This window comes from Micromonospora inyonensis, assembly GCF_900091415.1.
Taxonomy (GTDB): Bacteria; Actinomycetota; Actinomycetes; order Mycobacteriales; family Micromonosporaceae; genus Micromonospora; species Micromonospora inyonensis.
Window position 1 is genome coordinate 2,335,989 of the sequence record NZ_FMHU01000002.1, and the last position, 21,692, is coordinate 2,357,680.

General features: G+C 71.1%; 19 protein-coding genes and 4 pseudogenes. 12 read left to right on the top strand and 11 right to left on the bottom strand.

Annotation, left to right across the window (positions count from 1 at the left end; genetic code table 11):
- Positions 1-414 carry an AMP-binding enzyme gene (locus GA0074694_RS33285; RefSeq protein WP_245714890.1) on the bottom strand — a complete coding sequence of 138 codons (414 nt, stop codon included), beginning with the start codon at positions 412-414 and terminating at the stop codon, positions 1-3.
- Entirely contained in the window at positions 381-854 is a 474-nt protein-coding gene (locus tag GA0074694_RS33290) for an AMP-binding protein (RefSeq protein ID WP_245714891.1), read from the bottom strand. The genes GA0074694_RS33285 and GA0074694_RS33290 overlap by 34 nt, the downstream gene beginning before the upstream one ends.
- Positions 855-1,101: 247 nt before the next feature.
- Between GA0074694_RS33290 and GA0074694_RS33295 the strand changes: the two genes are divergently transcribed.
- Together GA0074694_RS33295 and GA0074694_RS24800 are read left to right on the top strand one after the other, a co-directional pair.
- Positions 1,102-1,695, top strand: a complete 594-nt coding sequence (locus GA0074694_RS33295) for an MATE family efflux transporter (RefSeq protein WP_245714892.1) — start codon at positions 1,102-1,104, stop codon at positions 1,693-1,695.
- Positions 1,608-2,084 carry an MATE family efflux transporter gene (locus GA0074694_RS24800; protein WP_245714893.1) on the top strand — a complete coding sequence of 159 codons (477 nt, stop codon included), beginning with the start codon at positions 1,608-1,610 and terminating at the stop codon, positions 2,082-2,084. The genes GA0074694_RS33295 and GA0074694_RS24800 overlap by 88 nt, the downstream gene beginning before the upstream one ends.
- Positions 2,085-2,201: 117 nt before the next feature.
- On the opposite strand, the gene GA0074694_RS24805 is transcribed toward GA0074694_RS24800, so the two are convergent.
- The gene (locus GA0074694_RS24805; protein ID WP_091462446.1) at positions 2,202-3,314 is read right to left on the bottom strand and encodes an amidase; all 1,113 of its coding nucleotides are present in this window, start codon (positions 3,312-3,314) and stop codon (positions 2,202-2,204) included.
- Positions 3,315-3,623: 309 nt separating this feature from the next.
- Between GA0074694_RS24805 and GA0074694_RS24810 the strand changes: the two genes are divergently transcribed.
- Positions 3,624-3,830, top strand: a complete 207-nt coding sequence (locus tag GA0074694_RS24810; protein ID WP_245714894.1) for a helix-turn-helix transcriptional regulator — start codon at positions 3,624-3,626, stop codon at positions 3,828-3,830.
- Positions 3,831-4,402: 572 nt separating this feature from the next.
- On the opposite strand, the gene GA0074694_RS24815 is transcribed toward GA0074694_RS24810, so the two are convergent.
- Positions 4,403-4,612: a glycosyltransferase family 2 protein gene (locus tag GA0074694_RS24815; protein ID WP_176738110.1), complete on the bottom strand. Its 210-nt coding sequence runs from the start codon at positions 4,610-4,612 to the stop codon at positions 4,403-4,405.
- 122 nt (positions 4,613-4,734) lie between these two features.
- On the opposite strand from GA0074694_RS24815, the pseudogene GA0074694_RS24820 reads away from it, so the two are divergent.
- Positions 4,735-5,361 (top strand): annotated as a pseudogene (locus GA0074694_RS24820) (transposase family protein); the annotation flags it as partial.
- Between the two features lie 149 nt (positions 5,362-5,510).
- Here GA0074694_RS24820 and GA0074694_RS24825 read toward each other — a convergent pair.
- The gene (locus tag GA0074694_RS24825) at positions 5,511-7,121 is read right to left on the bottom strand and encodes a hypothetical protein (RefSeq protein ID WP_176738111.1); all 1,611 of its coding nucleotides are present in this window, start codon (positions 7,119-7,121) and stop codon (positions 5,511-5,513) included.
- Positions 7,122-7,552: 431 nt separating this feature from the next.
- Here GA0074694_RS24825 and GA0074694_RS34370 point away from each other — a divergent pair.
- Positions 7,553-7,958, top strand: a pseudogene (locus tag GA0074694_RS34370) (transposase); the annotation flags it as partial.
- Between the two features lie 96 nt (positions 7,959-8,054).
- Positions 8,055-8,798, top strand: a complete 744-nt coding sequence (locus GA0074694_RS24835) for a YqjF family protein (RefSeq protein WP_091462450.1) — start codon at positions 8,055-8,057, stop codon at positions 8,796-8,798.
- Positions 8,799-8,842: 44 nt separating this feature from the next.
- On the opposite strand, the gene GA0074694_RS24840 is transcribed toward GA0074694_RS24835, so the two are convergent.
- On the bottom strand, positions 8,843-9,862 hold the full coding sequence (locus GA0074694_RS24840) for a glycoside hydrolase family protein (RefSeq protein ID WP_176738112.1): 1,020 nt from the start codon (positions 9,860-9,862) through the stop codon (positions 8,843-8,845).
- Positions 9,863-10,202: 340 nt separating this feature from the next.
- On the opposite strand from GA0074694_RS24840, the gene GA0074694_RS24845 reads away from it, so the two are divergent.
- The 5 genes from GA0074694_RS24845 (at position 10,203) to GA0074694_RS24865 (ending at position 16,035) form a co-directional block, all read left to right on the top strand.
- Positions 10,203-11,243 carry a LacI family DNA-binding transcriptional regulator gene (locus GA0074694_RS24845; RefSeq protein WP_091462451.1) on the top strand — a complete coding sequence of 347 codons (1,041 nt, stop codon included), beginning with the start codon at positions 10,203-10,205 and terminating at the stop codon, positions 11,241-11,243.
- Between the two features lie 71 nt (positions 11,244-11,314).
- Complete coding sequence (locus GA0074694_RS24850) at positions 11,315-12,940, top strand: FAD-dependent oxidoreductase (protein ID WP_091463927.1); 1,626 nt, start codon at positions 11,315-11,317, stop codon at positions 12,938-12,940.
- 15 nt (positions 12,941-12,955) lie between these two features.
- Positions 12,956-14,230 carry an ABC transporter substrate-binding protein gene (locus GA0074694_RS24855; protein ID WP_091462452.1) on the top strand — a complete coding sequence of 425 codons (1,275 nt, stop codon included), beginning with the start codon at positions 12,956-12,958 and terminating at the stop codon, positions 14,228-14,230.
- A 10-nt stretch (positions 14,231-14,240) separates the two neighbouring features.
- Positions 14,241-15,203 carry a carbohydrate ABC transporter permease gene (locus tag GA0074694_RS24860; RefSeq protein ID WP_091462453.1) on the top strand — a complete coding sequence of 321 codons (963 nt, stop codon included), beginning with the start codon at positions 14,241-14,243 and terminating at the stop codon, positions 15,201-15,203.
- Positions 15,193-16,035 carry a carbohydrate ABC transporter permease gene (locus GA0074694_RS24865; protein WP_091462454.1) on the top strand — a complete coding sequence of 281 codons (843 nt, stop codon included), beginning with the start codon at positions 15,193-15,195 and terminating at the stop codon, positions 16,033-16,035. The genes GA0074694_RS24860 and GA0074694_RS24865 overlap by 11 nt, the downstream gene beginning before the upstream one ends.
- A 100-nt stretch (positions 16,036-16,135) precedes the next feature.
- Here GA0074694_RS24865 and GA0074694_RS24870 read toward each other — a convergent pair whose 3' ends face one another.
- Positions 16,136-17,917 carry a vWA domain-containing protein gene (locus GA0074694_RS24870; protein WP_091462455.1) on the bottom strand — a complete coding sequence of 594 codons (1,782 nt, stop codon included), beginning with the start codon at positions 17,915-17,917 and terminating at the stop codon, positions 16,136-16,138.
- A gap of 86 nt (positions 17,918-18,003) precedes the next feature.
- Positions 18,004-19,281, bottom strand: coding sequence for a serine/threonine-protein kinase (locus GA0074694_RS24875; RefSeq protein ID WP_176738113.1), 1,278 nt, complete (start codon positions 19,279-19,281; stop codon positions 18,004-18,006).
- A gap of 222 nt (positions 19,282-19,503) precedes the next feature.
- Between GA0074694_RS24875 and GA0074694_RS24880 the strand changes: the two genes are divergently transcribed.
- Positions 19,504-20,280, top strand: a complete 777-nt coding sequence (locus GA0074694_RS24880) for an SIR2 family NAD-dependent protein deacylase (protein ID WP_091463930.1) — start codon at positions 19,504-19,506, stop codon at positions 20,278-20,280.
- A 90-nt stretch (positions 20,281-20,370) separates the two neighbouring features.
- On the opposite strand, the pseudogene GA0074694_RS34005 reads toward GA0074694_RS24880, so the two are convergent.
- The 3 genes and pseudogenes from GA0074694_RS34005 to GA0074694_RS24890 form a co-directional block, all read right to left on the bottom strand.
- Positions 20,371-20,463 (bottom strand): annotated as a pseudogene (locus GA0074694_RS34005) (peptide chain release factor H); the annotation flags it as partial.
- A pseudogene (locus tag GA0074694_RS24885) lies at positions 20,460-21,064 on the bottom strand (RtcB family protein). The pseudogenes GA0074694_RS24885 and GA0074694_RS34005, both read right to left, overlap by 4 nt.
- A 70-nt stretch (positions 21,065-21,134) precedes the next feature.
- Entirely contained in the window at positions 21,135-21,662 is a 528-nt protein-coding gene (locus GA0074694_RS24890; RefSeq protein ID WP_091463932.1) for a P-loop NTPase family protein, read from the bottom strand.
- Positions 21,663-21,692 lie beyond the last annotated feature (30 nt).

Consider the following 21,692-nt stretch of genomic DNA (forward strand, 5'->3'; position numbering starts at 1 on the left):
CTAGGCGCCGCGTCGTCCCGCGCCGACCCCGGAAGCGTCGCCCGCGACCCGCCGGTAGGGGTCGGCTACGGGTGGCCGTCGGGGTGGTCCGTCCGCCGCCACGACGTACGCGACGATCATCTCGCCGAGGGCGCGGCGCGGCGCGCCCACCACGGCGACATCGTGGACCCCCGGGTGGGTGAGCAGGACCTCCTCGACCTGCCGGGCGGGTACCGCCTGGTTACGGCAGTGCACCACGTCGGCCCGCCGCCGACCGAGGATCCGGTGGCAGCCGTCCGGGGCGACGGTGGCCAGGTCTCCGGTGGCGTGCCACCCGTCGCCGGGGGTCACCTGGTCCGGTTGGCCGACGTACCCGCTGAACAGCGTCGGCCCGCGGATGCTCAGTTCGCCGACGGACTCGCCGTCGGCGGGCACCGGCCGACCGTCCCCACCGAGCAGGCGGGTCTGCACGCGGGCAGGGCGATCCCGGCGGTGCCGGGGGTACCGCGCGCGTCGGCGCGGCCGGTCACCGCGATGAGGGTCTCCGTGGTGCCGTAGCCCTGGATGAGGGAGTGCGAGGTGAGCAACCGGATCCGCTCGTTGACCGCCGGTGCGAGCGGCGCGTCGCCGGAGACCAGGATCCGCGCCCCGGACACCGGCACCAGCGGTACGCCCGCCTGGAGGGCTTGCACCATGCCGACCATCGCCTCGATGCTCGGCGCGGCCTCGACCGCCACCGCGCGGGCGCCCCGGATCCGGTCGGCGACGGCGTTGGCGCAGCCCTGGAGAGCCTCGCTGGAAAGGGTCCTGCCGGCGACCCGGAGCGCGTCGGCCCGGTCGACGCCGGACCCGCGCAGTGCCGGCAGCAGAGTCATCCGAGTTAACCCCTGTCGGCGGCGTTGACGAGTCTCGGCATTGGCTGGGGCATCGCGCCGGGGAACCCTTCGTACTCTGGGTGTGCGGGGGCCTCGGTGTCCGGTCGTCTCCCAATCGGAGATCGCTCTGCGTCGATCGGGTCGACGGTGGTCACGGCGGCGCTGGGGCGGTCCGGCACGACCGCGCTGGCCGCGATCGCGCTGGCCGGCGCGGTCTACTTTCCGGTCACCGCGGCGGTGAACGGGGGTGGTGCGCGGTGTCCTGCCCTTCGTGTCGTCGGCCGCCGGTGACCGGGCGGACGTGCTCCGCGTGGTCCGCGACGGCACGTGGCTGGCGGTGGCGGTCGGTGTGCCCGGTGCCGTCGCGGTGTGCGGCGTGCCGCTGCTGGCCCGCGCCGGTGGCGTTCCGGCCGCGACGGTCGCCGCGCTCGGCGTGTTCCCGCTGCTGCTGGCCGGGGCCGTGCTGCTGGGCTCGGTCGGGGCGATGGCGTCGTCGAGCCTGGTCGGGCTGGGCCGGACGAGGATGGTGATGTGGTCCGGTCTGGTGGCTGCCGGGTGTGCCGCTGGACTCTCGGCGTTGCTGGTCGCCGGGGTCGGGCCGCTGCCCGCGCTCGGACTGTCCGGTGCCGGGTTCGGCATGCTCGTGGCGAACCTGGCCGCCTGCGTCATGAACCTGCGCGGTTCGCGCCCGCCTCGGCGGCGCACGGTATCGCCACCTCGCTTGTCGGTCTCCTCTTCACCGCCGCGGTCGCGGTGGGCCAGGCTGGCGTACCGCTCGTCAGCGGTCGGGCATCGGCCGGCGACCTCCCGGGCGTGCGACGCGGCGTACGGGCCGGACTGATGGTCGCCACCGGCACCGTCGGCACCCTCTGCGTCCTGCTGGTGGCCCTGCGGCCTGCCGTCCTTCCGGTGTTCACCGACGATCCCGACGTCCGCGCCGTCATGACCGGGCTGCTGCCGGTCGTGGCGCTGGCCGTCCTCGGCGACGGCTTGCAGGCGGTCCTCGGGTTCGGTCTGACCGGACTGCGGCGCACGACCCCGAGCTTCGTGGTGTTCGCCGCGATCTACGGCCTCCTCGCCGTGGTCGCGCTGCCGGTCGCGTCGCTCGGCGGCGTCGTCGGCCTCTGGACCGCCCTCGCCGTCGCCAACGCACTGGTCGCCGTCGGGCAGGGCACCGCGTTCCTCCGGGTCAGCGGTCGCCTGGGGTCGGCGGTGGGAAACGCCCGGTGACCCGCCGCACCCGAGATGCGCCACCCGCCCGACGATCACGGAACGGGCGCCTGCCTGGCGACCGCGAGGAGGCACCCGTTCCGAGGATCGACCGCCCCATGGCGGGGCCGCTCCGCACTACCGTGGGTAGCGGTGGTACCAGGGCTGGTACTTCTCGAAGGCGGCGGAAGCGGTGATGACCTCGTCGTCCCGCTTCATGCGACCGACGACCTGCAGACCGACCGGCAGCTCCGGGCCATTGAGGGGGTTCGGCGCGAAGCCGGCCGGCAGACTCATCGCCGGATGCCCGCTGAAGTTGAGCGGGTAGGTCAAGCACCAGCCGATCTGCGGATCGACGGCGACCCCGTTGACGGCCGACGGACCGAGGGTGTTGCCGTCGGCCGTGTTCTGGACGCCCACCACGGCGACCGTCGGCGTGACGATGTAGTCGTACGTGGCCAGGACGGTGTTGAGCTTGTGCAGCACGTCGGCGCGCAGGAAGTCCAGGTGCCGGTACTCCTCGGCCAGGAGGTGCTCCGACCGGTCGAGCATGGCGGCGAACTGTGGCGTCAGCTCGTCCTTGTGCTCGCGCAGATCCAACGGAATGCCGAACTCCAGGAACAGGTCCCGTGCGTGGCCGTACAGGCCGGCCTGCATGAGGACCCAGGTGTCGGCGAAGTGCTGACTGGTCAAGGGCCGCCGGTTCCGGCCGCCCAGATCGGTGACCTGGATCTCGTCGAGCCCCAGCTTCACCTGGTCGACCGTCGCCCCGGCCTTCTGGAATGCCTGGAGTGCCTGGCGGACGACACGCTCGACCGGTGCCTCCACCGGGAAAAGGTCCATGTTGGGTGAGTAGGCGATGCGCTTGCCCGCGAGCGGAAGCGTGCCGTCCACACCCTTACCGAACGCGGCGACGTAGTCCAGCCGACCGTCCATGCTCAGGGGGTCGCCCTCGAACGGACCGCTGATGGCCTGCATCAGCATGGCCACGTCCGCCACCGTCCGGGCCATGGGCCCGGGGGTGAAGAACGGCGCCGCAGCGATCGGCGGGGCGTCCTGCGGCCAGCGGCCGACACTTGGCTTCAGTGCCGCGATGTTGCACATGGCCGCCGGGATACGAACACTGCCGCCCGCGTCGGAGCCCTGGGTGAGGGCCGTCATGAACGAGGCCACGGCCGCCGCCGCCCCGCCGCTGGAACCACCGGCGTTGAACCGAGGGTCGAACGGAGTGCTCGTCGGGCCGTGGACCATGCCCGCAGCGCGGGCACCACCGTGACTTCACCCGGAACGCGAGGAGCCCGAGCAGGAACCCCGGCACCAGGCCGCCGAACACGATCATCGGCACGATCTCGGAAACCACCAACACTCTCATTTCCTGCCACGGTCAGATGAGGGCAAGACGCAGCAATAGGCGTTCGGCTGAGCGGAGGGCCATGACGGGGACGGGAAAGCTCCGGATTTGCGCCGTATGGCGTCCCACGACCAGAATCGCGCTCACCCGACCGTCTAGTCAACCGGCTATATCCAGAAGACTAGCAGAAGTCTGCCTACGTTCAAGGCGTGGACCGTGGGCCAGGCCGCCTGATGGGGCCCTATGAGATTGCGCAGCGCCTCGGCGTCTCGCGGCAGCGGTTCCAGCAGCTTGCCCGGTATCCCACCTTCCCGAAGCCGTACCAGGAGCTACGGGGCATGAAGGTGTGGTTGGCCGAGGACATCGAGGATTGGATCGCCAAACATCGCCAGCCTCGGCCCACCGACGAGGACTGATAGCCGCCCCGTCAAGTGGTTCGCGATGGCCCGCGCAGCAATTCGCGAGATCGGCGCTGCCGCTCCTCCGGTCCCCCGATGCCCACCTCCGCCATGGCGTACACGGCCACCACGGGCAGCCGAGCATCCCGCTGCGATGTCTCTCACGTGAGGATCGACGGTCTCCCCGGAAAGCACGACCAGCGCCGCAGCCCGGACGAAGCAGTTCAGGGACCAGAACAGCTGCCAGGAGAGGGGGATACGGAAGAGATCGAAGCCGCAGGACGCGAAGGTGGGGTACCGGCCGTCCTGGAAGCCGGCGGAGGTGCCCAGCGTAGGGACGATCTCCTCCGGCGTACGAGAACCGACCGCGTCGGCCTCCAGCGCGGGGAACGGGTCGTCGGGTCGGTAGCCGTAGGTGTACTCGGGCACCGCCCGGGGCCGGCCGGGGCGCTGGTGGGCGGCGAGGTGCGCGGCGAGGAAGTCGGGTCCGGGGAGCACGCCGGTGTCGACGATGACGAGATGCCACCGCTGGCGAGCCGGGTGCCGGCCTTGCGGGCGGCGGCGCGAAAGCCGAGGTCGTCCTGGTGGTGCTAGCGCAGTGACAGGCGCTCGGTGAACGCCTCCACTGTCTCCCGGGTGTCGTCGGTCGATCCGTCGTCGGCGACCACGACCTCGAACCTGCTCCTCGGCATCCGCTGGTCGGCCAGCGCCGTGAGGGTGTGCGGTGCAGCAGAGCAGACCGGACAGGACAGCCGTGGACCGGGAACCGACGCCCCGACCGGGAGCCTCGCTGCTGTCATCCCGGCTCTTCGAAGTTGAGCGGGGTTCGTGGCCGAAGTCGACCCGAGCGTGAAGGGCTCGCAGCTCATCGGTGATCATCTGAGTGTCGAATTCGGATGGTCACAAGTGAAAAGCTGCGAGCATGGTCAACGATACGACCCGGCTGCTGGGTCTGGACGGCCTGGTGGCTGAGCGAGTCGAACTGGACGACACGGGTGTCCCGGTGGTGCACCTGTCCACCGGTTGTGAGCAGGCGCGATGCTGCCCGCAGTGTGGGCAGCGGGCGGCGCGGGTGAAGCAGTGGGCCACGACCCGGCCACGGGATCTGCCGGTCGGCGGCCGGCCGGTGCGGCTGCGCTGGCGCAAACGGCGCTGGTACTGCCCGACCCCGGCCTGTCCGCGCAAGTCGTTCACCGAGCAGGTCCCTCAGGTCCCGGCCCGTTCCCGGTTGACCACCCGGTTGCGGCAGGCGGCCGGTGCGGCGGTCGCCGACGGTGGCCGTACGATCGTGCAGGCCGCCCGAGATCACGGCGTCTCATGGCCGGTCGTCGCGCAGGCGTTCACCGCCCACGCGACCGCGGTGCTGCCGGATGAGCCGGAGCCGGTCACGATGCTCGGCATCGACGAGGTTCGCCGCGGCAAGCCCCGCTGGGCCTGGGACGAGCAGGCCTGCTCGTGGACCACGACCACGGACCGGTGGCACGTCGGCTTCGTGGATCTGTCCGGCGGACAGGGTCTGCTTGCCCAGGTGGAGTGCCGCACCACCGCGCGGACACCTCAACCCAGCCTAAACTCGAAGAGCCTGTAAGGGCCGCAGCTGCTTGGTCGGCGAACATGCCTTCTGCCGCCAGGTGCCGTCGGTGTACCACTCGTAGAGGCAACGGCGTTGCCTTGCCTATTCCCGCTGCCCCGCCAGAGTCACTCGCCTTGAGGGGGCGGGAAGTTCGATTCCTGGTACCCGCCGCGATACCGCCTCGCTGCGACCGGCGGTGCAGTGGGTTGCTTGAGGACGAACCGAGCGAGCGCCTGCTGAAAGTCGCTACCGGCGAAGTCCCGGAAGATGGTGGAGAGCTCGGCTCGCGATGTCGCGGCTTCGGCCTCGGCGCTTGGGGCGTCGCTCACCTTTATGACGCGCCGATCGACCTGGGCGCCGTAGTTCCTGCTGAACTCCACGATCCATTCGGTGAGCGCGGGCCCGGTGAGTCCAGCAGGAGCGAGGTAGTCCACCAAGCCCTGTCGGTGGGCCTGGTAGGCACTCAGGGGCAGGCACTCATTGAGAAGGGCATGCCGGTCTGCTGGGTCTGGCATGCGCCCGGGCAGCGTCAACGTGTGGTACTCGGAGCCGGTGAGCCCGCCCATGCTCTTGTAGTGGTAGTTGAGGACCCGCCCCTCCTCGGCGACCACCACGCTTCCGCAAAGGGAAAGGAAAGCCCCACCCGCACCAGCATCCCCGTCCGCGACCACGATGACCTGCCGCCCCGCGCGGCGCAGGCGGAACAGCACCTCAGCGACCTCGTTGATCGCCGAGATGTTGCGCCGCGCCTCGGCCTGCATGGGGAAGCCACAGCCCGGATCCGAAGCGTAGATGTGGTTTAGGTGGATCCCGTTGCCGAACGGGTCGGCGCCACCTCCGCGCAGTACGACTCGACGGATGTCCGGCAGCCGCTCGACGTGCGCAAGCGCCCTCGTGACACGTTGACAGAACTCCGTAGACCAGGCGCCGTTGTACGCGGCGGCGGTGACGATAGCCAGGGTGGTGTCGGGGAAGGACATCCGTATCGGACGGTACCCTGGCCTCGGTCCCTGCCCGGTCCACCGCAAGGGCAGGTACCGCCCTTGCTGACCGATCCATACGGCAGCGGGAAGCTTGAACGTGGGACCGTGCTGGGCAGGAGGCTTGGGCTTGACGTAGCCGACCCACACACTCTCCCGGTACCCGTCCCCAGTGCGCATGCCCACGGCCACCCGGATGGCCCCGTTCGGCTGCCACTCCACCACGTCACCTGGGTCCGCGTTCCCGTTGACCGGCCCGCCCAGGTGGACGTCATACACGTACACCTGGTGGCCGGCCAACTCGGTGAGCACCCCAGGGCTGCCGTCCCGGGCAGCGGCGTTCCAGACGATGTCCTCCGCCGACATAGTCCAGTGAATCTCGCAGTCTCGCTGGCGCATCGGGTCGTTCCACCGGCCCAGCACGTCCGGCTGGGACTCGTCGAGCGGCATCGGGGCCCCGAGCCCGGCCAGCACGTGGTCGATGCCGGCGAGGAACGCAGCCCGGTTCAGGTGGGAGTACAGCCAACTCTTGGTCGCCGGCCAGGACGGATAGGGAAAACTCGTGGTGTGAACCACCGGACCGGTGTCCCACCCCTCCTCGGCGAGGAGGACGGTGTTCCCACCGAGCGGATCCCGGCGAACCCGTCCCCAGTCGATGGAGGACGGCCCCCGGTCGCCCAAGCGCCCCGGATGGTTGATGAGGACCCGATGGTAGAGCTCCGCAGGCACCCGCTTGGTCAAGGTGGGAGCTATCACGATGTCCGGGGCATGCTGACCTACCGCTGCGATCATGTCCTCAGAGGTCGATGCCGGGTGAAAAGCGGTTTGGACACGCCGATCCCGTAGGTGACAGTACGCGGCCATCGTGGCTCCGCCGAACCCGTCGGACAGCAAGAGAACCTTGCGGTCCCCATACGGCACGTTCAAGAACGCTCACCTCACCTGGGTCCGCCGCGCCAGTAGGCGACCGGGGTAGCCACGTGGCCTGACTGGCCGGTCAGTGCATGATGGTCTCAAATTCAACGGGGGTCAACCGGAGGAATGCTCAGAACCTGTGGATCGGCCGGGAAGGGGCGTACCTTCCCGGCGATCGACTCGTGTAGGTCTCGAGCAAGGCCGACGTTGCAGCGTCGGTCGGGAAGGCACGCCCGTGCTGACTGTAGTCGCCGAGGACGGGCAGCGACGCGAGCGGCAAACACATCGACCGCCTCGTCGACACCCTCCCGGCGGCACTCGGTGTTCCGATCCTGACCGCGTGGAACGCGAAAGAGGACCTGCTCGACCTGCTCGCCGTCGCCCACACCCAGCCGAACCGGGAACACGTCCACCGACTGCTGCACCGCTTCTATTGCCCGCTGCGCCGCCACTGACCTGCCCGAACGCCACCGCCTCGCCACCACCATCGTGACCTGGTGGCCGCACATCCACGCGTTCCTGATCACCGGAATCACCAACGCCGGCTCCGAAGGCACCAACCGCGTCATCAGGACGATCGCCCGTGACGCCTACGGCGTTCGCAACCCCGACAACCAGCGACTACGCACCCGCACCGCCACCACCCGACGCCACCGCGGACACCTCAACCCCGCTTAATTTCGAGGAGCCGTCATTCCCTGCCGCGATAGGACTGTCCATCGGCGCCGGACCACCGCCGGACGGACGCGACCGTCGACACGGCACGATGGACACGTGGACATCGAGCCGATCGCCCCCGCGCCGGGGCGGGCGTTCCGCCGGGCGGTTCTCCGGCAGCGGTGGGAGGACGTCACCTTCCTGCACTGGGCGGTGGCGCCGGAGGTCGTCGCGCCCCTGCTGCCCGCCGGCACCCACCCGGACACCCTCGACGGGGTCAGCTACGTCGGCCTGGTCGGTTTCCGGATGGTCGGGCTGGGCCCGGGACGCGGTCCGGGGGTGCCGTATCTCGGCAGCTTCTGGGAGACGAACGTGCGCCTCTACTCCGTCGACGACACCGGCCGGCGGGCGGTGGTGTTCCGCTCCCTCGACGCGTCCCGGATGGTCCCGGTGCTGGTCGCGCGGGTGTCCCTGCAGCTGCCGTACCTGTGGTCGGCGATGCGGCTGGACCGAGACGGTGACCGCTACACGTACCTCTGCCGGCGACGCTGGCCCGGGCCGGTCGGCGCGACGAGCCGGATGACGGTCCGGGTGGGTGGGCCGATCGACGACCCCACTCCGCTGGAGCACTTCCTCACCGCCCGGTGGGCGCTGCACACCCGGGCGTACGGACGGACGCTGCGGCTGCCCAACTGGCATCCGCGCTGGCCGTTGCACCGGTCCGAGCTGCTGCACCTGGACGACGAGCTGGTCACTGCCGCCGGGCTACCGGCCCCGGTCGGCCCGCCGGTGAGCGTGCTCCACTCCCCCGGCGTGCCGGTGGTGTTCGGCCCACCGGTCACCCTGCCCCGCCCCGGCTGACGGCAGCGCCTCAACCGGAGCGGGGCAGGGTCGCGACGCTCCGGTCAGACGGCGCGGGCGATGCAGATCCGGGCATCGAGGCGGGGACCGGCCTCGTAGATCATGTACGAGACGCCACCGTCGGTGCCGAACGCGGGCGCGGCGACCCGGCCGTTGTCCGAGGCGATCGGGGAGTGGAAGACACCGAGGTGCACCTCCCGGTCGAAGTTGTTGCCGACCTCGGTGAGACGCATGCGGCCGTCGTTGCCGTGGTACACCACGTACGTGCTGCCGTTGCGGTGCAGCAGGTGCGGCGCGGAGATGTCGGTCAGCCCGTCGGCGGCCGGGGAGATCAGCGGGTTCGGGGAGAACTGCCACTGGTCCCAGCCGTTCGGCGACCAGCCCCAAAAGATCTTGCGGGCGCCTGGGCCGATGGTGTGCAGGCCCATGAAGAGCATCACGTACTTGTTGTTCTTCCCGGCGACCTGGTGGGCGAAGACCCGGGCGTAGGACGTCTCGGTGGTGTTCGGCACCAGCCTGGTGCTCAGGATCGGCGTCTCGTTGGTGAAGTTGATGCCGTCCCGGGACCGGGCCACCCGGGTGGTGGTGTTCTCACCGTGGAAGTAGAGGAAGAACTCCTGACTGGACTCGTTCCACACCACGTGCGGTGAGGAGACGTGGCTGACCGTGGTGGTGGGCAGCACCCGGTCGACGATCGGGTTCCCCGGGTACTCGGTGTACGGGCCCTCCAGGCGGTCGGCGTAGGCGAGGCAGATGCCGCCGGGCGCATCGTGCGGGGCGTAGTAGAGGTAGTAGCGGCCCCGGGCGCCGGAGATCTTGTCGTAGACGCCGCGTACGCACGGGAAGATGAACTCCCCGGTCGGGTTGTAGCGCAGCGGTACGGCGAAGGCGTCGCGGACGTACCGGTAGCTGGGGAATCCGGCCGGTCCGGCGAGCGCGGGGGTGCTGGCCAGGGCGCCACCGAGTGCGGTGCCGGCTGCCGTGGCGGTGCCCAGCAGGGCGGCGCCGCGCAGCACGGTGCGGCGGCTCAGCGCGGCTGGTGGGGTCGGGGAGCGGTCGTCCATCTGGTTCTCCGATCGTGAGGGACGCGCGTCGACGGCGGAGCGGAGCCGGGCGCGGGGGCGCGGCTTGTGGGGGGGTGGGGGCGGGTGGCGCGGTGGGGGCCGGCCGTACCACCATCGCCGGTCACCGTGTGTGAAATGTTGCTCCGGAGTGGAGCGGGCCTGTGGACCATGAGTCTGACGTTGACCATCCGCAGCCGTCAAGACACTAATACGAATTAGCAGGCCCGAGTGCAGGACAGATTTTCGGGCCGCAGGGCTTGACGGCGGGGCCGAGCGAGACGCAGGATTTCACACCAACGTAGCTAATGCGTATTAGCGCCGAAACGAATGGACACGCAACGTGACCGGATCACGCAGGCGGGTGACCCAGCAGGACATCGCCCGGATGACCGGCGTCAGCCAGGCCACCGTCTCGCTGGTGCTCAACGGTCGTGACGACGGCAGCGTCCGGATCGCCCCCGAGACCCGGGAGCGCGTGCTGCACGCGATCCGTACCACCGGGTACGTCGCCGACCCGGTGGCCCGGCGGCTCGCCGCCCGGCACAACCGGATCATCGGCGTCTTCACCTACGAGCCGGTCTTCCCCACCGGCACCGGCGACTTCTACCACTCGTTCCTGGTCGGCATCGAGGAGTCGGCCGAGCGGCTCGGCTGCGACCTGCTGCTGCTCACCAGCGCCCCGGTCACCGACGGCCGGCGGCGGATCTTCCACGACGACAACCGGCTGCGCCTGGCCGACGGCTGCGTGCTGCTCGGCCGCTCGCTCGACCGGGACGAGCTGGGCCGGCTGGTCGCCGAGGGGCACCCCTTCGTGTCGGTCGGCCGGCGGGACGACGCGGGCGGGCCGGTGCCCTACGTCGGCGTCGACTACTCGACCGCCACCGCCACCGTGGTCCGGCGTGCGCTCGACGCCGGGCACACCGCGCTGGCGTACTTCGGCCAGGGAGCCGGCCCGGAGTCGCACGCCGACCGGCTGGCCGGCTACCGGGCCGCGCTCGACGCCGCCGGGCTGCCGGCCCGGCACGAGCCCACCACCGACCGCAGCCCCGCCGACCTGCTCGACACACTGCTCTCCGCCGGGGTCACGGCGGCCGTGGTCGAGGAGTACGCCGACGGCGTCGCCATCGCCGCTCTCGCCCGGGAACGTGGCCTGGCCGTGCCGGGTGACCTGTCGATCCTGGCGCTGGGCGACCCGACCCGGCCGGCGACCAGCGACATCGAGGTCACCGGCTTCCGCATCCCCCGCCGGGAGATGGGCTGGCAGGCGGTCGAGGTGCTGACCGCGCTGCTCGCCGGGGTGCCCGGCACGGTCACCCAACGGCTGCTGCCGTGCCAGCCGGTCGACGGCGCCACCCTCGCCCCACCCGGCCCCCGCCCCTGACCGTCACCCCGGCCGCCGGGACCCCGCCGGCGGCCGGACACCAACCCCTGAGAGGACCGACCGTGCCCGAGATGCAGGCCGAAGTACTGATCGTCGGCGGTGGGCTCGGTGGCGTGGCCGCCGCCCTGGCCGCGCTGCGCGCCGGCCGTACGGTGCTGCTGACCGAGGAGTACGACTGGCTCGGCGGGCAGCTCACCAGCCAGGCCGTACCGCCGGACGAGCATTCCTGGGTGGAGCACTTCGGTGTCACCGCCAGCTACCGGGCGCTGCGCGACGGCATCCGGGAGCACTACCGGCGCTGGTACCCGCTGACCGAGCGGGCCCGGCGGGCCACCGCGCTGAACCCGGGCGCCGGCCACGTCAGCCGGCTGTGCCACGAGCCCCGGGTGGCGGTCGCCGTGCTGGAGGGGATGCTCGCGCCGTACCGGGGTTCCGGCCGGCTGCGGGTGCTCCAGCCGTACCGTCCGGTGGCCGCCGACACCGACGGTGACCGGGTCACCGGGGTCACCGTCGCCCACCGGGACACCGGCGAGCGGCTGCACCTGAGCGCCCCGTACGTGCTGGACGCCACCGAGACCGGGGAACTGCTCCCGCTGACCGGCACCGAGTACGTCACCGGCTTCGAGTCCCGGGACGACACCGGCGAGCCGAGCGCCCCGGAGAACGCCCAGCCGGCCAACATGCAGGCCGTCTCGGTCTGCTTCGCGGTCGACCACGTCGACGGGAACCACACCATCGACAAGCCGGCGGCGTACGACTTCTGGCGCGCGTACCAGCCGGCCTTCTGGGGCGACCGGATGCTGTCGTTCCGCTCCCCCAACCCGCGCACCCTGGAGATCTCCGAACGCAGCTTCACCCCGAACCCGGACGACGACCCGTGGCTGGTCCAGGCCGACCAGCGGGTCAACCCCGGTGACGGCAACCTGTGGACGTTCCGGCGGATCGCCGCCCGGCGCAACTTCACGCCGGGGACCTACGACAGCGACATCTGCCTGGTCAACTGGCCGATGATCGACTACTTCGAGCATCCGGTGATCGACGTGCCCGACCCGGACGCGCAGATCGCGGCGGCCCGGGAGCTGTCCCTGTCGGTGCTGTACTGGCTCCAAACCGAGGCGCCCCGCACCGACGGAGGCACCGGCTTCCCCGGGCTGCGGCTGCGGGGCGACGTCACCGGCAACGGCACCGCCGCGACCGGCGGGGACGTCACCCACAGCGGCCTGGCCCAGGCCCCGTACATCCGCGAGTCGCGCCGGATCCGCGCCGAGTACACCGTCGTCGAACAGGATCTCTCCCTGGAGATCCGGGGCGACAAGGGCGCGGTCAGCTACGCCGACTCGGTGGGCGTCGGGATGTACCGCATCGACCTGCACCCCTCCACCGGCGGCGACAACTACATCGACGTGGCCTCGTGCCCGTTCGAGATCCCGCTCGGTGCACTGATCCCCCGGCGGGTGGAGAACCTGCTGCCCGCCGGCAAGAACATCGGCACCACGCACATCACCAACGGTTCCTACCGCCTGCACCCCGTGGAATGGAACGTCGGCGAAGTCGCCGGTCTCCTCGCGGACTTCTGCCTGGCCCGGCGGGTCACCCCCCGCGCGGTGCGCTACACCCCCGGCCTGCTGGCCGAATTCCAGAACCGCCTCGCCGATTCCGGCGTCGAGCTTCGCTGGCCCGACATCGCCGGCTACTGAGGAAGGACTCTATCGATGAGAATCCGGTTGACGGCCGTCGTCGCGCTCTCCGCGCTGCTCGGCCTGACCGCCTGTGGCGGCTCCGACTCCGCCGAATCCGACGGCCCGGTCACCCTGCGGATGACCACCTGGTCGGCGAACGAGGCACACCTGAAGCTGTTCAACGACATCGCCGCCGAGTACATGGCGGCCAACTCGAAGGTCACCAAGATCACCTTCGATCCGATCCCGTTCGAGAACTACACCACCACCCTCACCACCCAGATCGCCGGTGGCAACCCGCCCGACCTGGCCTGGGTGCTGGAGAACTCGGCCCCCGACTTTGTCAACTCCGGCGCGCTGGTGCCGCTGGACGACACCCTCAAGGGCACCGAGGGGTACACCTTCGACGAGCTGGCCCCGGCCGCGACGAAGCTCTGGAAGACCGACGGCAAGCTCTACGCGTACCCCTTCTCCACCTCGCCGTTCGGTGTCTTCGTCAACACCGACCTGGTCAAGGCGGCCGGCGCCAAGAGCCCGGCCGAGTTGATCGCCGCCGGCCAGTGGACCTGGGCGAACGCGCTCGCCACCGGCGCGGCGGTGAACGCCAAGACCGGCAAGGCCGGCCTGGTGGTGCGCGACTTCGACTACAAGGGCTGGGACAACCTCTCCACCATCTGGACGGGCTGGGGCGCGCGGGCCTGGAGCGAGGACGGGAAGAGCTGCGGCTTCAACTCCCCGGAGATGGTCGAGGCGATGACCACCCTGCACAAGGGGATCTTCGTCGACAAGGCACTCCCCGGGCCGGGCACCACCGCCGACTTCTTCGCCGGTGAGGCCGGCATGACCGTCACCCAGATCTCCCGGGCGTCCCTGCTCAAGGGGCAGAAGTTCGGCTGGGACCTGGTGCCGCTGCCCGCCGGCCCGAAGGGCGAGTACGCGGTGATCGGCCAGGGCGGCATGGGTGTCCTGAAGAAGGGCAAGCACGCCGACGCCGCCGCCGACTTCCTGGCCTTCCTCACCAACCCCACCAACTCGGCGAAGCTGGCCCAGTTCTTCCCGCCGCCGCGCACCTCGCAGCTCACCGCCGCGACGCTGGCCAAGACCAACCCGCTGCTCTCCCCCGAGCAGTTGCAGAAGGTGGTGATCGACGGCATCGCCAAGGGCGTGGTCAAGCCCAGCCACACCGGCCAGGCGGAGCTGAGCCAGGCGGTGCGCGCCGCGCTGGACCCACTCTGGAAGGCCGACGCGGACGTCAAGGGCGTGCTGGACGGGGTCTGCTCCTCGATCAACCCGCTGCTGGCGAAGTAGGGACCGGCCGATGTCGGTCCTGACCAGGGACGAGAAGGGGCGGGCCGGTCGCCGGTCCGCCCCCGCCGGGGCGCCGCCCGCCCGGCGGGGCTGGTGGACGTCCCGCCGCCGCGACCAGCTCGCCGGCCTGCTCTTCATCGCCCCGCAGATGGTCGGCTCGGTGCTCTTCGTGCTGATCCCGCTCGGGCTGGTCTTCTGGTACAGCCTGCACGAGTGGAACGTGCTCGCCGACACCTTCGAGTTCGTCGGCGCGGAGAACTACCGGTCGATGGCCGACGACCCGAACCTGCCGTCGGTGCTGCGGGTCACCGCGCTCTTCTCGATCGGGCTGGTGGCGTTCAACCTCAGCCTGGCCCTGCTGCTGGCGGTGCTGCTCAACCAACGGCTGCGCGGCACCATCGTGTTCCGGACGCTGTTCTTCTCCCCGGTGGTCGTCTCCCTGGTGGCCTGGACCATCGTCTGGGGCTTCCTGCTCCAGGACAACGGCGGCGTCAACGGGGCGCTCGGCGCGGTCGGCGTGGACGGGCCGAACTGGCTGCGTGGCGACGGGACGGCCCTGCTGTCGGTGGTCGTGGTCCAGGTGGTCAAGAACGTCGGCCTGAACATGGTGCTGTTCCTCGCCGCGCTCCAGGGCGTGCCGGCGGAGCTGTACGAGGCGGCCCGGGTGGAGGGGGCGAGCGCCTGGACCCGGTTCCGGCGGATCACCATGCCGATGATCAGCCCGACCATCCTGCTGACCTCGATCATCACCGTGGTCGGATCGCTCCAGGTCTTCGCCCAGATCGCCGTGCTCACCCAGGGCGGTCCGGGCACCTCGACCACGGTGCTCGTCTACTACCTCTACCAGCGGGCGTTCCAGTTCCACCAGTTCGGTTACGGGGCGACCCTGTCGGTGCTGCTCTTCCTGATCGTGCTGGTGCTCACCGTCGTGCAGTGGCGGATGCGCAGGAGGTGGGTCTTCCATGAACAGTAGGCTCTCGCCCCGGGCGAAGGTCGCCCTCTACGGCGTGCTCTGCCTGCTCGCCGTACCCTTCGTCTTCCCGACCTGGTGGATGGTCACCTCCTCGGTGAAGCCGATCGGCGACATCTTCGCCTTCCCGCCCTCGCTGATCCCGACCGAGTTCAGTTTCTCGGCGTACCAGCGGGTGTTCGAGCTGCAACCCTTCGCCCGGCAGTACCTCAACAGCGCGTACATCGCGGCCGTGGTCACCGTCGGCACGCTGGCGGTCTCCTCGCTGGCCGGGTACGCCTTCGCCCGGATCCGGTTCCGGGGGCAGCAGGTGCTCTTCGTGGTGGTGCTGGTCGGCCTGCTCATCCCGAGCGAGGTGACCATCGTGCCGCTGTTCCGGATGTTCAACTCGTGGGGCATGGTGGACACCCACTGGCCGCTGATCCTGGTGCCGATCCTCGGCGCGCCGAGCGTGCTGGCCACCTTCATCATGCGGCAGTTCTTCCTCGCGCTCCCCGGTGAGCTGGAGGAGGCCGCCCGCATGGACGGGCTGGGCCGGTTCGCCATCTTCTGGCGGATCGCCCTGCCGTTGGCCCGGCCGGCGCTCGGCGCGGTGGCGATCTTCACCTTCCTGCACAGCTGGAACCTCTACCTGGAGCCGATCGTCTTCCTCTCCTCGCCGGAGAAGTTCACCCTGCCGCAGGCGCTGACCCAGTTCGTCGACGCGTACGGCGGCCCGATGTGGGACGTGCAGCTCTCGGCGGCGTCGATGACCGCCATCCCGGTGCTGGTGATCTTCGTGATCGCCCAACGGCAGTTCATCGAAGGACTGGCCCACACCGGCCTCAAGGGCTGATCCGCATCGCGGTCGCGCCGCCGCACGGGGGCGGTGCGACCGCGTGCGGCGTTCCGCCCCCGTGCGGCGGTCAATTCCTCGGCACCGGCGGTGGGCCTGGTCAGAAGCTGCTGACCAGTTTGACGAACGCCTCGTCGATCAGGGCCGGGTCGGTGGCGTCGAAGGCCTTGCCGGAGGACGCCTTGGCGATCCGGTCCAGCGTGGCGAAGTTGGAGTCCTCGTCGAAGGCGATGCAGAAGACCTTGACGGGCCGTTCCGGGTCCAGCTTCACGTCGGCGAGCAGCCGGGCCAGGTCGTTGTCCCGGTTGTACTCGTTCTTGCCGTCGGTCAGCACGACGACGGCGTTGATCCGCTCCGGGTCGTACCGCTGGGTCAGGTGTTCGTGGGCGGCCCGGACCGTGGCGTAGAGCGCGGTGTTGCCCTCCACGTGCAGGCCCGCGATCCGGCTGTTGATGCGCTTCTGGTCGTAGTCACCGAGGCGGACCTCCTCCCGGTACGGGCCCTCCGGCCGCTTCGACGTCTCGGAGGAGAACGACCAGAGGCCCACCCGGTCCTCCGCGTTGAGCAGCCCGAGCCCCTTGGCCGCCGCCGCCGAGGCGACCTGGAAGCGGGTACGGTCACCGACCTTCTTCTCCATCGACCCGGAGGTGTCCAGCGCGATCAGGATGTTGGCCTTCTTGCGCAAGGTGCTCCAGTTGCCGAGCATCGCCTCGACCACCGCCGGGTCCGGCGGCTCGAAGTAGGTCAGGCCGTCGGTCGGCTCGGTGCCGACGCTGGCCAGTAACTCCTTCGGCGCCCGACGCTCGTGGTCCCGGAAGCCGAGCTCGGCGAAGCTGCGCTGCTGGTCGCCCTCGGTCAGGAAGGCGAGGAAGTCGGCCGCCGCCACGCGCTGCCGTTCGTCGGCGGTGGGCAGCACCACGAAGGGGTGGTCCAGGTTGAAGGTGCCCTCCTTCGGGTGCACCGCGACCAGTGGGACGTTCGGCCGGCGCCCCCGGGCCTCGCCCTCCTGCTTCGGGCTCAGCTCCCCCTCGTTGTAGAGGTGGACCAGTTCCTCCTGCATGACGATGGCGCTCATGTCGTCCTTGCTGGCACCCTCGCCGGACAGGTCGGCCTCGGCGAGGTCGCGCAGCAGGTCGACCACGTCGTCGCTGTAGTGCGACACGTTGGCCTCGATCCGCCGGACGAACTGGGTCACCGCCGGGTTCGCGAGGTCGGACCGGGTCAGGTCGCTGGACCGCTGCACGGCGGCGTAGTAGGTGGCGATGGTCGCCGCCAGCCCCGACGTGGAGAGGTTCGGGTTGTCCTTGCCGAAGGTGAACCGGCCCCACTCCGGCTTGCCGAAGCCCGCCCACCCCTCCCGCCCGGAGAGGCCGAGGATCTCGCCCCAGCCCAGCGGCCCGCGCTGGCGGACCAGCTCGCCCTTGGGGTTGGGCATCGCGATCACCAGCGGGCTGTTCGCGATGGACGGGTACTGGTCCGGGGTCTGTGGTGCCCGGCCGGCGGCCTGGTCGAGCAACCGGAGCTGGCCGGTCCAGAGGCTCGACGTCGGCAGCCAGACCTGCGGCACCGGCAGACCGGTGCCGGTCCAGCCGGCGGCCAGCGCCTCGGTGGCCTTGCCCGAGGTCAGGCCGCTGACGTGCACCCGGGCGCAGCCGCCGCCGTCGAGCGACCGGTCGCTGGTGTTGTACTTCTCGGCCAGCTCACCCAGCAGCGCCGACTTCTCGGTGGAGGAGTTGATCTCCAGTTCGATGGTGCAGTCGCGGGTTCGCCCGGTGTCGGCGTCCTGCTGCCGGACGAGCACGAACGCCCCGGCGATGACCAGCAACCCGGCGGTGACCGCAGCGGTGTACGGCAACCACTGTCGAGTGTGGGATGGGGCCATGGGGACATCCTCCTCGGCGGCCGACTGATGGCAGTCAACCTACCGGTCCGGCACCACCTGACCGGTGCCGGAGCCGGCCACATCGGTCAGGGACGGTCGGACCGGCCGCCGAGGGCCACCGCGACCAGCATCCGGACCAGGTAGACCACGACGAAGGTGGCGGTTCCGGCCGCCAGGGCCGCAGCCACCGTGCTCGACGCGACATACCCGGTGGCACCGCCGACCGCGGCGAGGAAGATCGCGGTCGAGATCCCCCAGGCGTCGCCGGCCTCCCGGCGCAGCCGCCGCCCCCAGCCGCCGTCCACCGGGGCGTGCCTGTCGGGTAGCGGTGCCGCGGGCCGGTCGAGCGACGACGGCCGGGCCTGCGGTGGCACCGTCGGCTCCGGCCGGGTCGCCACCGTCGGACGGGTCGGCGCGACCGGTGTGTGCGGTGCGGGACGGGGCAACGGCAGCGGCTCGTTCGGCGTCGGCGCACCGGCGGTCTCGTTGCCCACCTGGAGCACGGTCTCCGGGCGGAGCGGCGCGGTGACCCTGGCGTCCTGCCCGAGCAGCCGCATCAGCACCTGCTCGGCCGCCGGCCGATCCCCCGGCTCCTTGGCCAGGCACTGTCGGATCAACTCGTCGAGTTCCGGCGGCAGAGGTGGCAGGTCGGGTGGGTCGTTCAGCACCCGGTGCATCACCGCGAAGAGCGAGTCGTTGCCGAACGGCGGCCGTCCACCGGCGGCGTAGGCGATGGTGCCGGCCCAGGCGAAGACGTCGCAGGGTGGACCGACCGGGTCGTTGCGGAAACGTTCCGGAGCCATGTAGGCGGTGGTCCCCATCACCCGGCTGGTCACGGTCTCGGTGACACCCAGGGCGCGGGCGATGCCGAAGTCGATCACCCGGGGGCCGTCGGGACCGAGCACCACGTTGTCCGGCTTCAGGTCACAGTGCACGACGTCGGACCGGTGGATCGCGGCGAGCGCGGTGGCGGTGCCGATGGCGAGCCGGTGCAGCGCGTTGCCCGCGACCGGGCCGTGCTCGCGCACGTGCCGGTAGAGGGTGGGGCCCTGGATGAACTCGCTGACCACGTAGGGCTGCTCCCCGTCCACCTCGGCGAAGAGCACCTGGGCGGTACAGAAGGGGGCGACCCGGCGCGCGGCCGCGACCTCCTTCATGAACTGCGACCGCACCCGGAGATCACTCAGATCGGCGTTGATCATTTTAATCGCGACCTGGTGCCCCTGGTCGTCCTCGCCGAGGTAGACCACACCCTGCCCACCGGCACCCAGCCGGCCGAGCAGTCGGTAGGGACCAGCGGTGACCGGATCGTGCGTCCACAGTGGCGCCACCCCCGGCACCGGTGCGCCGGTCAGTCCTGTCATCGGCGACTCCATCAGTGTCGTGTCCCGGCCATCCGGCGGCGGAGGACACGGTTATGGTGCCACGCCCCCACCCGCCGGTGGTGGACGCCCGTCCGGCCGCGCCCACGTACCCCCGGGGGACGGCCCCGGCCGAGAACCGCTTCCGCCTCGGGCGACCCGGAGCCGGGCGGACGGTAGATTGTCCGGGTGGACGACCTCCCCGCCGAGCCGGGTGCACGACCGTTGACGGGCCAACCCCCGCGCCGAGCCGCGGAACTGCTCGGACAGGCCCGGCGGGTGGTGGTCTTCACCGGGGCGGGGATGTCCGCCGAGAGTGGGGTGCCCACCTTCCGCGACGCCCTCACCGGGCTGTGGCAGCGGTACGACGCCCAGGCCCTCGCCACGCCCGAGGCCTTCCGGGCCGATCCCGCACTCGTCTGGGGCTGGTACGAGTGGCGTCGCCACGCCGTACGACTGGCCCACCCGAACGCGGGGCACCGGGCCGTGGCCGCGATCCAGCACCGGGCCCCGGGCACCGTCCTGATCACCCAGAACGTCGACGACCTGCACGAACGCGCCGGTTCACCCGATCCGGTCCACCTGCACGGCAGCCTGTTCGCCCCCCGCTGCGCGTCCTGTGCCCGCCCGGCACCGGTGTCGGACGACGCGGAGGGCGAGCCGGTGGACGGCCGGCGGGTGCCCCCACCCCGGTGCGCGCACTGCGCGGCTCCGGTTCGACCCGGCGTGGTGTGGTTCGGCGAGGCGCTGCCCGGGGCGGCCCTGGAGGCGGCCGTCGAGGCGGCGTCCTCCTGCGACCTGCTGCTGACCGTCGGCACGTCCGGCCTGGTGTACCCGGCGGCCGAGATTCCCCAGGTGGCTGCCCGCCTGGGTGCCGCCGTGGTCCAGGTCAACCCGGAGGAGACGCCGCTGGACGGGATCGCCGAGGTCAACCTGCGGGGCCCGGCGGCACGGGTGCTCCCCGCCCTCGTCGACGCCGTGTGGGGTGGCGCGGACGGGTGAGATGCCGTCGACGACGTTTGCCGATCCAACGGGTGGCGGCACCCCGGGTCCGTGCGGACTGCGGGCGGGCCCGTCCGGTCGACGCCCGGTCCGGGCCGGGCCCGCCCGGTTGGGACTGGGAGCCTGCCAGCACAGCGTCCCGGTCCACGCGGCGACGAACTGCCCGGCCCCGGCCGCGCTCACGACCGGCCCCGTCCGCGTCGGTGGTCCCGGTGGTCGCGTCGCCGGTCGGGTCGCGTGTCGCTCCGGGGCCGGTCGGCCGTCTTGTAGGTGACCAGGGGAACCGTCGAGGCGACCGAGGTGGCCAGACCGTGCTCGGTGAGGTCGGCGATCACCTGCTCGATCCGCTTGTACGCCGTCGGTGCCTCCTCGAAGAGAAGTTGCCGGTCACCGCGGACCACCAGCGAACCCACCGGCGTCCGGCGCAGCTCCTCGACCGTGTGCTTGGCCCGGCCCCGGCGCAGGGCGTCGGCGCGGGACATCTTGCGGCCCGCACCGTGGGCCACGACGGGTCGTCGGCGTCCCGGTCCGGGTCCAGCGCGCGGTCGAGGTCGGGGAACCGGCCGGCGAGCTGCTCGGGCACGACACGCTTCAGGTCGACGGGGAAGACGGCGATGCCGCACCCGATGTCGGAGCCCACCAGGTGCGGGTACAGCACGGTCGAGGCCATGGCCGCGCCGATCGGGGCACCCTTGCCGGGGTGCAGGTCCGGCATGCCGGCGACGTGCCGCATGCCGTCGAAGGCCGCCACCTGGTGGCACTGGGTGACGGCGTCGGACTCGATCCAGCTTCGGGGGCCGGCGAGGACGGTGACCGTGGCGGCACGACAACTGGTTTTCCCGTCTGCGCGGCGGCTACCGGGGCAGGTCGGCCAGCCACCGGGTAAGGGCCGCCGGGGAGCGGAACAGCAGGACCGGTGGCCCGGACGGGTCGGCCTGCCAGGCCCGCATCCGCCGCCGTGCCCGGCCGTACGCGGTGACGTGCCACACCAGGACCGAGTCCCGGGAGAGCACGCTGCCCAGCGACTCGCGGTTGCCGTTGCAGATCTCCTCCCCGGTCAGCAACCGACGGACGGTGCGGCGCAACAGGCGCCAGAAGGAGAGCCAGCGTGGGTAGTCCAGGCCGACGACCAGGTCGGCGCGGGCCAACGGCACGTCCCGCCAGCCGTGGTACGCCCCGTCGAGGATCCACCGGTCACGCCGGCAGATCGCCTCGATCCGGCTGCGCTGCTCCGCGACCGGCACCTCGACCCAGCCAGGTTGCCAGAGCAGGTCGTCGACCGGGTACCACGGCAGATTGAGACGGTCGGCCAGCCGGGCGGCGAGGGTGGACTTGCCGGCCCCGTACACGCCGTAGACCAGGATGCGGGCCGGTTGGCTCATCGCGGCAGCGTACGGCACCTGCGCACGCGC

Excerpts from the sequence above, each read along its gene's own strand:
- GA0074694_RS33290 (WP_245714891.1), bottom strand. The coding sequence starts at position 854 with ATGACTCTGCTGCCGGCACTGCGCGGGTCCGGCGTCGACCGGGCCGAC.
- GA0074694_RS24805 (WP_091462446.1), bottom strand. The coding sequence starts at position 3,314 with ATGGTCCACGGCCCGACGAGCACTCCGTTCGACCCTCGGTTCAACGCC.
- GA0074694_RS24875 (WP_176738113.1), bottom strand. The coding sequence starts at position 19,281 with ATGACAGGACTGACCGGCGCACCGGTGCCGGGGGTGGCGCCACTGTGG.
- GA0074694_RS24890 (WP_091463932.1), bottom strand. The coding sequence starts at position 21,662 with ATGAGCCAACCGGCCCGCATCCTGGTCTACGGCGTGTACGGGGCCGGC.
- GA0074694_RS24815 (WP_176738110.1), bottom strand. The coding sequence starts at position 4,612 with ATGACAGCAGCGAGGCTCCCGGTCGGGGCGTCGGTTCCCGGTCCACGG.
- GA0074694_RS24870 (WP_091462455.1), bottom strand. The coding sequence starts at position 17,917 with ATGGCCCCATCCCACACTCGACAGTGGTTGCCGTACACCGCTGCGGTC.
- GA0074694_RS24865 (WP_091462454.1), top strand. The coding sequence starts at position 15,193 with ATGAACAGTAGGCTCTCGCCCCGGGCGAAGGTCGCCCTCTACGGCGTG.
- GA0074694_RS24850 (WP_091463927.1), top strand. The coding sequence starts at position 11,315 with ATGCAGGCCGAAGTACTGATCGTCGGCGGTGGGCTCGGTGGCGTGGCC.
- GA0074694_RS24860 (WP_091462453.1), top strand. The coding sequence starts at position 14,241 with ATGTCGGTCCTGACCAGGGACGAGAAGGGGCGGGCCGGTCGCCGGTCC.
- GA0074694_RS24855 (WP_091462452.1), top strand. The coding sequence starts at position 12,956 with ATGAGAATCCGGTTGACGGCCGTCGTCGCGCTCTCCGCGCTGCTCGGC.
- GA0074694_RS24840 (WP_176738112.1), bottom strand. The coding sequence starts at position 9,862 with ATGGACGACCGCTCCCCGACCCCACCAGCCGCGCTGAGCCGCCGCACC.